The organism is Gemmatimonadaceae bacterium (assembly GCA_037721215.1).
Classification (GTDB): Bacteria; Gemmatimonadota; Gemmatimonadetes; order Gemmatimonadales; family Gemmatimonadaceae; genus UBA4720.
On the sequence record JBBJNV010000005.1, the window covers coordinates 1 to 13,619 of the forward strand.

At 60.6% G+C, this 13,619-nt stretch carries 10 protein-coding genes; 4 read left to right on the top strand and 6 right to left on the bottom strand.

All coding sequences use genetic code 11. The features are described from left to right. Positions 1-269 precede the first annotated feature (269 nt). The 6 genes from WKF55_03360 to WKF55_03385 form a co-directional block, all read right to left on the bottom strand. Complete coding sequence (locus WKF55_03360) at positions 270-1,604, bottom strand: ATP-binding protein (GenBank protein ID MEJ7758614.1); 1,335 nt, start codon at positions 1,602-1,604, stop codon at positions 270-272. Between the two features lie 105 nt (positions 1,605-1,709). Then, complete coding sequence (locus WKF55_03365) at positions 1,710-2,873, bottom strand: FIST N-terminal domain-containing protein (GenBank protein ID MEJ7758615.1); 1,164 nt, start codon at positions 2,871-2,873, stop codon at positions 1,710-1,712. A 93-nt stretch (positions 2,874-2,966) separates the two neighbouring features. After that, complete coding sequence (locus tag WKF55_03370) at positions 2,967-3,494, bottom strand: biotin/lipoyl-containing protein (GenBank protein MEJ7758616.1); 528 nt, start codon at positions 3,492-3,494, stop codon at positions 2,967-2,969. A 43-nt stretch (positions 3,495-3,537) separates the two neighbouring features. After that, positions 3,538-4,782, bottom strand: coding sequence for a TRAM domain-containing protein (locus tag WKF55_03375; protein ID MEJ7758617.1), 1,245 nt, complete (start codon positions 4,780-4,782; stop codon positions 3,538-3,540). Then, on the bottom strand, positions 4,782-6,320 hold the full coding sequence (locus WKF55_03380; protein ID MEJ7758618.1) for an acetyl-CoA carboxylase biotin carboxylase subunit: 1,539 nt from the start codon (positions 6,318-6,320) through the stop codon (positions 4,782-4,784). Before WKF55_03380 ends, WKF55_03375 begins: the two co-directional genes overlap by 1 nt. Before the next feature lie 51 nt (positions 6,321-6,371). Next, on the bottom strand, positions 6,372-7,922 hold the full coding sequence (locus tag WKF55_03385; GenBank protein MEJ7758619.1) for an acyl-CoA carboxylase subunit beta: 1,551 nt from the start codon (positions 7,920-7,922) through the stop codon (positions 6,372-6,374). Between the two features lie 123 nt (positions 7,923-8,045). On the opposite strand from WKF55_03385, the gene WKF55_03390 reads away from it, so the two are divergent. The 4 genes from WKF55_03390 to WKF55_03405 all read left to right on the top strand — a co-directional run bounded on the left by WKF55_03390 (position 8,046) and on the right by WKF55_03405 (position 13,609). Beyond that, positions 8,046-8,642, top strand: a complete 597-nt coding sequence (locus WKF55_03390) for a YdeI/OmpD-associated family protein (protein ID MEJ7758620.1) — start codon at positions 8,046-8,048, stop codon at positions 8,640-8,642. Positions 8,643-8,795: 153 nt separating this feature from the next. Beyond that, positions 8,796-9,491 (top strand): peptide-methionine (S)-S-oxide reductase MsrA, encoded by a 696-nt coding sequence (msrA, locus tag WKF55_03395; GenBank protein MEJ7758621.1) that lies wholly within the window; start codon positions 8,796-8,798, stop codon positions 9,489-9,491. Between the two features lie 121 nt (positions 9,492-9,612). Continuing rightward, positions 9,613-9,792, top strand: coding sequence for a hypothetical protein (locus WKF55_03400; protein ID MEJ7758622.1), 180 nt, complete (start codon positions 9,613-9,615; stop codon positions 9,790-9,792). 61 nt (positions 9,793-9,853) lie between these two features. Further along, positions 9,854-13,609, top strand: a complete 3,756-nt coding sequence (locus WKF55_03405) for a carboxypeptidase regulatory-like domain-containing protein (protein ID MEJ7758623.1) — start codon at positions 9,854-9,856, stop codon at positions 13,607-13,609. The last annotated feature ends 10 nt before the right edge of the window (positions 13,610-13,619 follow it).

A 13,619-nucleotide genomic window follows, 5' to 3' on the forward strand; every position in this document is an offset into this window, starting at 1 on the left:
GCGCACGTAGCCGCACGGCCGCCAGCGGGCCGGCCGTCAGCGGACGGCGTGTCCTGAGCCTGGCTCTTGGCCCATACCTGACCCACTGCCCAGCCTCGGGGTAGTGGTACAGTTTGCATTTAAAGCGAATTGGCCGCCGGGGAGTCGAACCCCGTCCGAGCGCCGATGCCCTTGTCTGTTCGCGGGAGTCGAACCCGCCTGCATAGGTATCCCAGAGTTAACCACCACGCGACCACATTAAAGTTAATTGCTCAGTCATCAGTGGCCCTCTAATCCAGGTGCCCGGAAGCTTCATATTGATTCAGGTCCTCCCCGCCTTCCGTAGCCTGCGCAATCGGTAGCATGAGCGTAAAAGTCGCACCCTTGCCCGGCGCGCTTTCCACCACGATGCCCCCGCCCATCCTCTCCGCAAGGTCGCGGCTGATCGCCAACCCGAGACCGACGCCCGGCTGCTCAGCATCCATCCGCCGCTCGAGCTGCACGAAAGGCTCGAAGATCGATGACAGCTTGTCCGCAGGTATGCCCTGGCCCGTATCGCTTACCTGGATCCGCGCCGTCGCGCCGTCGCTCGACGAACACAGTTCCACTCTGCCGCCGGCAGGCGTGAATTTCACCGCGTTCGTCAGCAGATTCAGGACTATCTGGACCATTTTGTCCCGGTCAGTTCGCACCTGAACACCCGCTGCAGCGGGAGAGAATTTGTAGCTGACACCGCGGCTGGCCGCCTGCGGTTCGATAAGCGAGCCAATACTGCCGAGTTCGGCATCCAGGTCGATGTCAGCGAGATCGAGCTCGATCTTGCCGGCCTCTACCTTGGCATAATTAAGGACGTCCGATATGAGCGTCGAAAGATGTTCCTGGCTCCGCTTGATGCGGGCGAGGTAATCCATCTGCAGTTCTGACATCTCGCCACCGATCCCCATTTCCAGAAGCGACGCGTAACCACCGATCGCATTGAGGGGCGTTCGCAGCTCGTGGCTCATAGTGGCCAGGAACTCTGATTTGGCCCGGTTGGCATCCTCTGCCCGCTGCCGGTCCAACTGGGCCTCCGCTGACGACAACTCGAGCGCAGCGTTTGTCTCTATCAGGTTTTGATTGGCGACCTCGATCGCTTCCTGCGAGCGGGTCAACTCCTCCGAAGCGGCACGCAGCTCCTCGTCCTGAAGCTCGAGCGCCACTCGAGCCTGCCCGCTGCTCTGAAGAGCGGTACGAAGCTTGTCACGCGACGCACCGAGCCACTGAGTGAGCACTTCCGCTTTTGCACTTGCATCAGCCCCCGCTCCGGCCTGCGCGGCGGCCACGCTGATCTGATGCTCGCCCATCACAAGCGCGCTGAACAGGGGAAGGATTCTGAGCGCCGTCGCCAGCAGCCGCTCATCCGGCAACCCTCCGATCAAGACCATCGCTGCATCGCTTGAGATCCGAATCCCGGTTGCAGGAACCGAGATGCTCTCCTCCTGCGCCGGAAACAAGCCAGTGCACCGTCCCTCTTGCATGCATCTGGCGAGAAAAGCCCGCCAGTCCGAGCCCCGGGCCAGCGTCCTCGGAAATCCAGGCGCCGGCAGGAGACTGCCAGTGTCCTTGTCCCGCACAAAAACCAGCATCGAGTCGGCACCCAGTTCGCGACCGATTTCTGTTGCGAGCTCCTGGCGGCCGGACGGCTCGCCAAGGCGACCCAGGAGCTCAACGAGCCGTGTGTCGGACAGAGTTTATTCGGGGAAAACGCAGACGACTGCGGTACAATTGTGGAACCCGCTGAACTGATCATCGCTCCGCGCGATCTGGCCGTGCGTGTTGCACCCTGCGTATGCTGCACTCCCGAGCTCAGTCTGCAATGCACCAAGCTCGAGATTGAAATCGTCGCCCATCCGCAGCCGAGTGGCCACACAGTCGAAGAACAACGCTACCTGAGGTTTGTTCTCGCCAAGCTGGGCGAGCGCGGATTTGGTCGCGGTCCCCGCGGCCTCCACCGCCGATGCAACAGTAGCCCTCATGATGCTGGCCGTAAGTCCTTCTGGCACCTCGGCGGCGAATAGCAGGGAGCCATCTTCGCCAATAGAGAGCGGAACTCTGAGTTTGAAGCCGTGAGACGTCTGAATGCCGAGAACGTTGTGAAGAAAGAACGGGAGCGGATCCGCCCGGTTGAAAGTCTGACCGCTGGCAGCGGCGTGTGACTCGTAAGCCTCGATCGCCGGCGCGCCGTCGAGGCTCGTTACGCGCATCCCGGCGGCTTCGGTAACACGCATTGGCAATGTTGCCGGCAGCCAGCCATGCTCTACGCCAAGGCCGAGCGGTTTGTGCGAAAGGATCTCGAGACCTACCGCCGCGTTGCTCAGCACGTTATTCCCGGCGAATACTTCGGTGCGCAGGAATCTCGCGTTATCACCCGCGCCGCCGCCGAAGAACTGATAGGTGCCACCCGTCTGAACGGTCAGCTCGTCAACAAGCCGGTCAGCGAAGCCGGCCAGCGCATCCGTAAGCACCAGTGCACTCCGATATCGAAACTCCGGCAGGTCCTCACCCTTGAACGCCGAAAGAAATTCGGTCGCGGCATGCACGGGGTCATCGCCAACTCCCATTCCCACGGCACTCGAGAAGCGCATCTCGGGGGACCGAAAGGCAATTGCGCAGCTGAGTCCCGGGCCCGCAATGCCGGCAGCGAAACCTCCTGCCGACGAACAACCGACCATCTCGGCAGGGTCGCATGCAGCATTCAGAGCGTCGACCAGCGTCTGGAGGCGGTTATCTGGCGCGGAGAACAGGATAACGGCGTCCGGTGATTCGTTCCCAAGTGCCCGGCGGATCTGGTCTCCCATCTCGCGGCCGGCGGCTGCGTCGCGGAGGCTCGAGTAAACGACTGCTGACCTGCCCATGTTTCGTCCCGGCAAAAATAACGCGCCGGCCAGGATCTCTGGCGGGCAGCGTTCGATATCCGACAGTGGATGGTGCACAAGCTGTACCGAACACTACTCAGAAGTGTGTGTGGCGGCAGAGTCCGTGATCACGACCAGAATCGTCCCTTTTTCGACAGCTTCGCCAACAACCGCGTGGACGTTGCGGACGATACCGGTAGAAGGGGAGCGCAATTCATTCTCCATCTTCATTGCCTCCATCACGACCAGACCCTGACCCGCAGTTACGCTGTCGCCCGGCGCAACGTTCACCCGAACGATCAAACCCGGCATCGGAGCGATGACCGGAGCGGGCCCGCTGGGTTTCGCAGCAGCAGCGCTGATATCCCGAATCGCCCGGGTGCGTTCGTCCAATGCTTCTGCCTCGAACCTGTAGCCGTCGACCCAGATTGTATATGCTCCGCGGCCTCGCCCGCGTCTGGCAATTACCCGGTGCACCACGCTGCCGATAGTAACCTGGCTTACCGGAGTATTGCCGATATCGGCCACGTGCGCCGCTGCCGCTTCCTCACCGATGCGCGCGAAGCCTCCGTCGAGATGCACCTCATGACGTTCGCCGTTAAGCTCGACGATGTATTTCATTCAGCCGCGGAGATTCGGCTGCGACGAACTGCCGGAGAATAAATCACTGACGCACTGGAATCAGCTCGCAGACAGTCTCAACGTGCGCCGTCTGAGGGAACATGTCGAATGCGAGAATCGACGCAATGCGGTAGGACTGCATTCGCGAGATATCACGAGCGAGCGTGGCAGGATTGCAACTGACGTAAACGACCACTGACGGTTTGTCGATTGCCGATTCGAGCGTCTCGGTAACTTTTGCATCTGCGCCAGCCCGAGGCGGATTCAGAACCACCGCGTCGGCGGGAAGCGCAGCAGGGAGCGCGTCTTCGACTCGCGCCCGCAACGAGCGCGAACCTTCCGGCAGACGTAACGCACACCATCGCGCAGCCTCATTGTCGAGCTCGATAGCCGTTACCCTCGCACCAGTCCTGGCAAACGCAACGGCGGTATCTCCGGCACCCGAGTATGCATCGACAATTGTCTGCGGCGAATGAGCGGCGACGATGGCAAGGACATGTGCCCTGAGGTCGGCTGCAACGGCCGGATTCACCTGCGAAAATGATGCTGCTGGCGGCTGAAGCGTTCTGGCCGGCCGTCTGTCGCCCACCAGTCGGCGAATGCCGTCGTCATTTTCCCACCACATCGCCGCCAGCGCCGGCACCGTATCGAACAGCCCGCTGGCACCCGGCCATCGCGTCGCGCCGGTCATTACGAAGATCGGCCCGTCTTTCGTCATTGTGACACTGCCGCGAAGAGACTGCGCATTTGGGAAGAAACTGGATCGGTCCAGAATTGCCTGCCACGTTGTAACCACTCGCCGGTCGGTGATCGGGCAGTCGGCAAGAGCGAAGATTCGCGAGGGATCATCATAATGATGAAGGCCCGCGCGCCAGGCTCCGTCCGGCTGGTGTTCCAGGGCGAGCGTCAGCTTGATGCGATAGCGCCATTCGGCAGGGCTCGGTCTGATTTCCGGAAGCGCAATCTCCCGCTTGCCAATTCGCAGGATTGCATCGCGAATTATCCGCTGCTTTGCGCGAAGCTGCGCCGCGTAATTGAGATGCTGAATCTGACAGCCGCCGCACCTGTCGCGCGTATAGTGAGGACATGGAGGGTCGATGCGTTGCTCTGACTCGCGGGCGATAGTTCGCAGCGCGCCCCTTGCAAAACTTCCCTTCCCGCTGATGCGCGCCGTCACCAGCTCGCCGGGCGCAGTGCGCGGCACAAAGACCACCAGTCCATTGTTACGGCCTACTCCATCACCGCCCGCTGCGATGGAGTCGATCTCCAGCGAGACCATCTGCGCCATCAGCGAAGCCCCTCCAGGCGTCCGGCGCGCATCCATCCATCATTATTCGCGAGATGACCGTCAGCGCGCGCAGCCGACGGATCGGGCATCGCCCCGCCGTTCGGTAGCGGGCCGCCGCCTCTGTCACGCTCGGCGAACAGAGCGGCGGCGATCGCAGCGGAGCGTACCGATCGCGCGGGTGGGAGGGCTCCCGTCATCTGCGGCAGTCGTCTCTCCAGCCACTGGATGTCGATGTCGCCACGCCGGAATTCCTCATCTTCCATCAGCCTGAGATGAAAATCCCTCGATGTCTCGACACCGTCGATGGTGAGCTCGAGGAGTGCGCGGTGCATTCTTCCGATGGCGAGCTCGCGCGTCTCGGCCCAGACTATGAGCTTGGCCAGCATCGGATCGTAGTTGAGCCCGACGACGCTACCAGTCTCGATGCCGCTGTCCCACCGAACACCCGGACCTCCCGGAACATGCAGATAATCGATCCGGCCCGTCGATGGCAGGAACCCGTTGGCGGTGTCCTCGCTGGTAATGCGGCACTCGATGGCCCAGCCGCGCGGAGTCAGATCAGCCTGCGCGAACGGCAGTATCTCTCCGGCCGCTATGCGCAATTGCCACTGTACCAGGTCGATGCCGGTGACGAGCTCGGTAACGGGGTGTTCCACCTGCAGGCGGGTATTCATCTCGAGGAAGTAGAATTTGCCGTCCCGGTCGAGTAAAAATTCGCAGGTGCCGGCGTTCACATACCCAGCCGCCCGCGCCATGCGCACCGCCGTTTCGCCCATTTCGCGTCGCAGATCCCCCGACACTGCCACGCTCGGCGCTTCTTCGAGCATTTTCTGATGTCGCCGCTGTACCGAGCACTCCCGCTCGCCCAAAGAGAGTACGTTGCCGTGCATATCGGCCAGCACCTGGATCTCGACGTGCCGGGGCCCGTCGATGTATTTCTCGACGTAAACGGCGTCATCGCCGAACGCATTCTTCGCCTCTCGCCGCGCGGATTCGAGAGCCGCTTCCATTCCCGACTCTTCAGTCACGACGCGCATGCCTTTGCCCCCTCCCCCAGCCGCCGCCTTGAGTAGCACAGGGTAACCGAACTGCGAAGCAATCCTGCAGGCTGCATCGGCATCCCGCAGCGCTTCAGTCGTTCCGGGCACAACAGGCACGCCGCTGGCAACCGCCAGCGTCCGTGCGGCGGTCTTGCTTCCCATCGCGGCGATGGCTTCAGCGGGCGGCCCTACAAATGAGAGCCCAGCGGCACGAACGCTTCGCGCAAACCATTCACGTTCCGACAGAAAGCCGTATCCGGGATGAATCGCCTCAGCGCCGCGATCCAGAGCCACTTCCACGATCCGATCTCCACGCAGATAGCTCTCGGTGGATGGCGCGGGCCCGACGTTCACCGCTTCGTCCGCTTCCCGGACATGGGGAGACGCAGCATCGGCGTCACTGAACACCGCGACACTTTTGACGCCCATCTCCCGACAGGCGCGGATGATACGGAGCGCAATCTCGCCACGATTTGCGATCAGTACCTTATTGAACATCGGCTATGAAGAAGAGGCGGCAAGCAGCAGACAAATGCGGGCCGGCGGTTATCACAGCGGAATGTTGCCGTGCTTCTTCGGCGGGTTCCTGTCACGCTTGCCGCGCAACGTGTCCAACGCTTCGATGAGACGGGGACGGGTGTCGCGCGGATCGATGATGTCGTCGAGATACCCGCGGCCTGCCGCAATGTAGGGATGAGCGAATTTCGCGCGATAATCCTCTATTTTCTCGTCCGTGGCCTTCGCCGGATCGACGCTCTCAGCAATTTCTTTTCGGAACAGAACCTCGACCGCACCCTTTGGACCCATAACCGCAATCTCGGCGGTCGGCCAGGCAACATTGAAATCGCCGCGGATGTGCTTGGAACTCATCACATCGTATGCACCTCCATACGCTTTCCGGGTGATCACCGTCAGCTTCGGAACGGTGGCCTCGCAATACGCGTAGAGAAGCTTCGCGCCATGCTTGATGATTCCGCCGTGCTCCTGCGCAACGCCCGGTAGAAAGCCAGGCACGTCTTCAAAAGTCACGACGGGGACATTGAACGCATCACAGAAGCGGATAAACCGCGCTGCCTTGAGTGAAGCGTTGATGTCCAGAACACCCGCAAGGACTGCCGGCTGGTTGGCGACGATGCCGGCACTGAATCCACCAATGTGCGAAAAGCCACAGATAATGTTGTTGGCATAATCGGGCTGTATCTCGAAAAACTCGCCATCGTCAACGATTCGGCTGATGACGTCGTGCATATCGTACGGCTTGTTCGGATTGTCGGGCACAATCTCGAGAAGCTCCTCGTCGCGCCGATTGCGTGGATCCGCGCTCGTCCCGCGCGGTGGATCGTCGACATTGTTCGAGGGAATGAAGCGAAAGAGATCACGGATTGCCTGAAGGCAGGCGGGTTCCGAGTCGTAGGCGACGTGGGCAACTCCCGAGATTTCCGAATGTGTGCTGGCGCCTCCCAGCTTTTCCATTGTTACGTCTTCGTGCGTCACCGTCTTCACGACGTTTGGCCCGGTGACGAACATGTAGGAGCTGCCACGGACCATGAACGTGAAGTCCGTGATCGCCGGAGAATAGACTGCACCTCCGGCGCACGGTCCGAGAATCGCCGAGATCTGAGGAACGACCCCTGAGGCAAGGGTGTTGCGCAGAAAAATCTCCGCGTAGCCCCCCAGCGAGACCACACCTTCCTGTATCCGTGCGCCACCCGAGTCATTCAGGCCGATCACGGGAGCACCGTTTCGCACCGCCAGATCCATGATCTTGCAGATTTTTTCGGCGAATGACTCGGAAAGCGACCCGCCGAAGACCGTGAAGTCCTGCGAGAATACATACACCAGCCGACCGTCGATCCGTCCATGACCGGTGATGACGCCGTCGCCAAAATACTTTTCATCTTCGAGGCCGAAGTCGTGCGAACGGTGCACCACAAAACGGTCGAGCTCGACAAAGCTGCCTTCATCGAGCAGCAGGTCCAGGCGCTCGCGAGCCGAGAGCTTGCCCTTTGCGTGCTGCGCCGACACCCGTTTCTCGCCGCCGCCCTTTTCCGACTCAGCGCGCCGTCTCTCGAGAAGCGCGAGCTTATCCCGCATCGTCATAGGCGCAAAAAGCTAACGCTGGCGGCGAGGGGGTACTACCCTCGCCTCAACAGATGCATACGCGACTCATCTGCGTTGAAGGGCCATGACTCCAGATTCACAACCGACAACAGGTGATGATCCATGCACGCCGTATCCGCTGGCAAGCCAGCGCTCGTAGAGGTCTACCCGCGCACGCGGACTACGTGGCGCCGGTGGCTTGCAAACAACCACAAGGATTGTTCCGGAGTCTGGCTGATCTACGACAAGGCCAGCACTGGCCAGCAGAAGCTTTCGTATGGTGACGCCGTCGAAGAGGCGCTCTGTTTCGGATGGATCGATAGCACCGTTCGCGGTATCGACGCCGGCCGGTACATGCAGTATTTCGCACCACGAAAACCGAGAAGCGTATGGTCGGGCCCCAACAAGGAAAGGGTTGCGCGGCTAATCGATCAGAAGCAGATGCGACCAGCCGGGTTCGCATCAATAGAAATCGCAAAACAGAACGGATCGTGGGAGACACTGGATTCTGTCGAGGCGATGGTGATTCCCGAAGCCCTTGCCGCCGCGCTGGCGGAGGTTCCGGTCGCTGAGGCAAACTTTGCCGCATTCTCGCCATCGTCGCGAAAAGGATATCTTTACTGGATCAACGCCGCGAAATCAGCCGAGACACGAGCGAAACGCATCGCGGAAACAGTTGCCCTGTCGGCCGTCAACAGAAAATCCCGCCACCTGCCGTAGCGATGAGCGATCACCCCTGCATCCGCAGGGCCCCTCGCCTGTGCCAATGTGCCATAATTTGCGGCCATAACCGGAACTAACGGAGCCACAGAGGGGTTCCATTACGAGCATCAGCATTCCTGGATGCGCACCCCCCGAACCGAGAGAAAATCAATGCGTCGTCCAACATTAGGCCGGTACGTCATCGGGCTGCTCGCAATTCCCGCTGTCGTCGTCCTGCTCGGGAAGACAGCCACCGCAACTATCGTCGAGCGGGCTGTCCCGCTTCCTCCTGCAACTGTCGACGCGCCGCTCGCGAACACTCGCGGGCAGGAAACCGCAGTGTTTGCAGGAGGTTGTTTCTGGGGCATCGAAGCGGTATTCGAGCATGTCAAGGGAGTCAAGTCGGCCGTATCCGGCTATACGGGTGGGAAGACGTTGAATCCCACCTACTCGGACATCGGGACTGGCAGAAGCGGTCACGCTGAAGCTGTCAGCGTTGTATTCGATCCCTCGCAGGTGACTTACGGGCAGCTGCTCCGGATTTTCTTTTCCGTGGCGCACGACCCGACTCAGCTCACTCGCCAGGGCCCCGACGTCGGCACCCAATACCGTTCGGCAGTCTTCTATCGGGGCGATGCGCAGAAGCGGATAGCCACCGCGTATGTCGACCAGCTTTCGAAGGGCAAATTCTTCAAGCGACCGATTGTCACGCAGCTTACCGCGCTCGAGAAGTTCAACGTCGCCGAGGAGTACCATCAGGACTACGCCGCGGCAAATCCGGGTAGCATGTATATCGTGATACATGATGCACCGAAGGTTGAGAACCTGAAGCGGAGCCTGAAGGAATTTTATCGCGAGTCGAAGTAGAATCTGAAGCTGGAAGTTGATGGCAGACTCAGTGAGTTGGTCCGGGGAGCAGAATCCCCGGATTTTCTCAGTTTAATCCCGTTGAGGCCGCTGTTCGGGACACGGCCTGGAGAGACCCATAATGCAGTCGAAGCGCGCCGACGAACTCAGGCAGGCCTGGAATGGCAAGCCGTGTGAGCACCCGGCTTTTGCGAAGCGCTATGACCTCGGTAAACGAACCGGCGATTATGTATGCACGCAGTGCGGCCGGATCATCTCATTCCGGGAGAGGGCCGAGGTAATGGCCGCGCGCAGCCGCTGAAAGTCGTGTAAACTCTCCGGTAGATGCACGTGTCGAACGCTCGACGCCTTCCCGAGTGACAATGTCCCATCGTTTGCTGGTCGCCGCTTTAATGCTGATTGCCGGCAGTATCTTCGCCCGGCCATCGTCAGCCCAGCAAGCCGACGTCATCCGCGGCCGCGTGATCGATACCGACAGCGTCGCGCTCGAGAATGTTGTCGTTACCGCAACGTCTGTCTCCGGAAATGTCACCCGAACTGCGAGAACCGATCGAAACGGCCGGTTCACCGTGACATTTCCCGGCGGTGACGGCGATTACATGGTCACGTTTGCATCGCTCGGGTTCGCCGCGAGGCGGTTTCAGGTGAAGCGCGCGGCTGACGAAGACATTCTGGTGGCCGACGCCAGACTCACGCGCATCGGGGCGATTCTCGATCCCGTCCAGGTAACTGCGCAGCGTGAACGGGTGCAACGCGGAGAAATTTCACCTGACGTGAGTGGAACCGGGCAGCAGCTCACCGACCCCGCGGTACCGGTCGATCTGCTCGGCGATCTCGCTGCCATGGCCGCTTCATTGCCGGGAGTGCAATCGGTTCCCGGCGCCGACGGGGGGGCCGACGGTTATTCGGTGCTCGGACTGGGAGCCGATCAAAACAATACGACTCTCGACGGAATGCAGTTCGGCGGATCGAGCATGCCCCGCGACGCTCTGGTCGGAAGCTCGCTGATAACGTCTCCGTATGACGTATCGCGCGGCGGATTCAGCGGGGCGCAGATGGCGCTTCGCACCCGCTCCGGCTCCAACTTCGTGACCCGTGGTATGAGCGCCAACGTCGATGCACCTCAGCTCCAGTGGAGCGATCGCACGGCGCGGTCTCTCGGCCAGGAGTATTCGAATCTGTCGATTGGAGGCAGAGCATCTGGACCGCTCAGCTTTGACAAGGCCTTCTACAATGTTTCTTATCAGCTGGGCCGCCGGGCCAGTGACCTGCAGACCTTGCTCAACACCGAGGCTTCGGCGCTCGAGACTGCCGGAGTGTCATCCGATTCGGTTGCGCGGTTTCTCTCGATTCTTCAGCGAGCGGGCGTGCCGCTTTCGGTAGGACCGGTGGCTGACAGCCGCATCGGTGACCAGGGATCGCTGTTCGGGAACTTCGACTTCGCACCGCCGTCATCGAGCTCCGGTCAGGCGTTCAGTCTGGCTTTCAACGGAAACTGGAGCCGGCAGAGCCCCGCTGGTGGATTGGTAACAGAGCTTCCGGCGCGCAGCGGAGAACGTACCGGCTGGCGCGGAAGTGTTCAGGGCAGGCATAACACTTACGTCAGGAACACCGTCCTGAGCGAAACATCGGTGGGTGCCAGCACATCAAGGTCTGCCGCGTCGCCGTATCTGCAGTTGCCGTCCGGGTTCGTCAGGGTGAACTCGAGTTTTCCCGACGGTGCCAGCAGCCTGCAGAATCTGCTGTTCGGCGGCAGTCCGTCGCTGAACAATGCATCAGGCACCACCACGATAAACCTGTTGAACCAGCTTTCATGGTTCAGCACGAACAACAAGCACCGGGTGAAACTGGCCACTGAGCTGAGACATGATGCGGCCTCGCAGGAGCAGGCAAATAATCTGCTCGGCACATTCGCTTTCAACTCGCTCGCCGATCTGGATGCGTCGAGACCGTCGTCATTCACCCGGCAATTGAGTGCCCGCGATCGTGACCTGAGTCAGATCACCGTCGGCATTTCTGTCGGAGACTCATACCGTCGTACCCGAAATCTCCAGATTCAGTACGGCCTCCGCGTGGATGCCAATCGCTATCTCGTCGATCCGGTCCGGAACGATCAGCTGCAGTCGCTTTTTGGCACCGTTAACGACGAAGTGCCCGATGGGCTGTATGTCAGCCCGCGTATCGGGTTCTCGTGGACGTATGGCTACGCCGCACAGGTTTCCAGCTTCGTCGGAGCGGCGCGAGTGCCGAGGGCCGTTCTGCGGGGTGGTATCGGCATCTTTCAAAACACGCCGTCCACCAATCTCATCGGATCGTCAATCGACAACACCGGCCTGCCGGGGGGAGTTCAACAACTGACGTGCGTCGGAGGGGCGACTCCGTTTCCTGACTGGAACGCATACGCATCTGACAATTCGCGAGTTCCCGATCTGTGCGCCGACGGTACCATGGGATCCATATTTTCCAACAGCGCACCAAACGTCTCGCTGTTCGCCGCGGATTTTTCCGCCCCGCGCAGCGTCAGGTCGAATCTCCAGTGGAGCGGACCGAGCGTCGGCAACCGGTTTTCGACCCAGATCGAAGCGACGTGGTCGGTGAATACCAGTCAACAGAGCTTTGTCGACCTCAACTTTACTCCCGTCCAGCGCTTCGCACTCGCAAGTGAGAACGATCGTCCGGTTTTTGTAAATCCCGGAAGCATCGTGGCTGCATCCGGTGCGATTGCCTCCCGCGATGCGCGGGTGTCGTCAGCTTTCTCCCGCGTTACGCAGCTGAGATCGGACCTCCGTTCACGCAGTGCTCAGCTTCGGCTTGGATTGTCGCCAGTGAGCTTCAGCTCTTCTTTCAGCTGGAGCGCGTCGTACGTGTACTCGAGCGTGCGCGAGCAGACGCGGGGTTTCAACAGCACAGCAGGCAACCCTCTCGCGGTGGAGTGGGCTCGCTCTCCATTTGACTCGCGGCATCAGCTGGTATACAACGTCGGCTACAACTTTTTCGACTTCGTGCGTGTGAACTGGTTCGGGAATTTCCGGTCTGGCAATCCGTTCACACCGATGATTGCTGGCGACGTGAATGGAGATGGATACTCAAACGACCGTGCGTTTGTATTTGACCCTGCGAATACTGCCGATCCCGCTGTTGCGTCGGCGATGCAATCGTTGCTGGAAACGGGTTCGGACGCTGCCCGGAGCTGTCTGTCCAGACAGCTTGCGCGGCTCGCCGCGCGGAATGCATGCCAGGGTCCCTGGAGCTCATCGGCATCGATGTCAGTTTCGTTCAATCCGGTCAAGGTGCGCATGCCCAGGCGAGCCACGCTCTCCTTCCAGCTGTCGAATCCACTCGGCGCAGCGGATAGGCTGGTGAACGGACCGAAGAGTCTGCGCGGTTGGGGGCAGCCGGCATTTCCCGATCAGGCATTGCTGTACGTCAGAGGTTTCGATCCGGCTTCCGCCAGCTACCGCTACGAGGTCAATCAGCGCTTCGGCACAACGAACCAGGCGTTGGGTGGATTGAGGGTTCCGGTGAGTCTCACTGCTTTGCTTCGCTTCGATATCGGCCCGACTCGTGAACGGCAGCTACTGTCACAGCAGCTCGATCGCGGCCGGACACGGCCCGGGACGCGTGTTTCGGAAGCGCTGCTGAAGGCGATTTACGGCAGCGGTGGAATCGCAAATCCGATGGCCGCAATACTGCGCCAGCAGGATTCGCTGCGGCTCACGGGAGTGCAGGCGGATAGCATCGCCGCCATCAACCGGCTCTACGTAATCCGCACGGACGCGATCTGGTCGCCAATCGCAAAAACTTTCGGCGAGCTGGGAAATGCTTACAATGCGGATGTCGCGTATGACCGGTACATCGATGCGCGGAAGGCAACGGTCGATCTGCTGACGAGCTTTGCGCCTTCGGTGAAGCGATTACTTACTGCCGAGCAGCAAAGGAAGCTTCCGCCATCGGTGGCAAGCGCACTCGACACTCGCTACCTGGCATCGATCCGGTCTGGAACCGCGAGCTTCACAAGCAACCCGGCGTTCAGTGGCGGCGGGCCAGTTTTCGCCGGTAGTGATTTTACGCTGCCCGCGGGCGCGGGCGGTGGTACGATAGTAATCATCAAGCAGTAGTCGCACGAAC

Coding starts and splice junctions, on each gene's coding strand:
- WKF55_03360 (MEJ7758614.1), bottom strand. CDS start 1,604: ATGCTGGTTTTTGTGCGGGACAAGGACACTGGCAGTCTCCTGCCGGCG.
- WKF55_03400 (MEJ7758622.1), top strand. CDS start 9,613: ATGCAGTCGAAGCGCGCCGACGAACTCAGGCAGGCCTGGAATGGCAAG.
- msrA (MEJ7758621.1), top strand. CDS start 8,796: ATGCGTCGTCCAACATTAGGCCGGTACGTCATCGGGCTGCTCGCAATT.
- WKF55_03390 (MEJ7758620.1), top strand. CDS start 8,046: ATGCACGCCGTATCCGCTGGCAAGCCAGCGCTCGTAGAGGTCTACCCG.
- WKF55_03405 (MEJ7758623.1), top strand. CDS start 9,854: ATGTCCCATCGTTTGCTGGTCGCCGCTTTAATGCTGATTGCCGGCAGT.
- WKF55_03365 (MEJ7758615.1), bottom strand. CDS start 2,873: ATGGGCAGGTCAGCAGTCGTTTACTCGAGCCTCCGCGACGCAGCCGCC.
- WKF55_03385 (MEJ7758619.1), bottom strand. CDS start 7,922: ATGACGATGCGGGATAAGCTCGCGCTTCTCGAGAGACGGCGCGCTGAG.
- WKF55_03380 (MEJ7758618.1), bottom strand. CDS start 6,320: ATGTTCAATAAGGTACTGATCGCAAATCGTGGCGAGATTGCGCTCCGT.
- WKF55_03375 (MEJ7758617.1), bottom strand. CDS start 4,782: ATGGCGCAGATGGTCTCGCTGGAGATCGACTCCATCGCAGCGGGCGGT.
- WKF55_03370 (MEJ7758616.1), bottom strand. CDS start 3,494: ATGAAATACATCGTCGAGCTTAACGGCGAACGTCATGAGGTGCATCTC.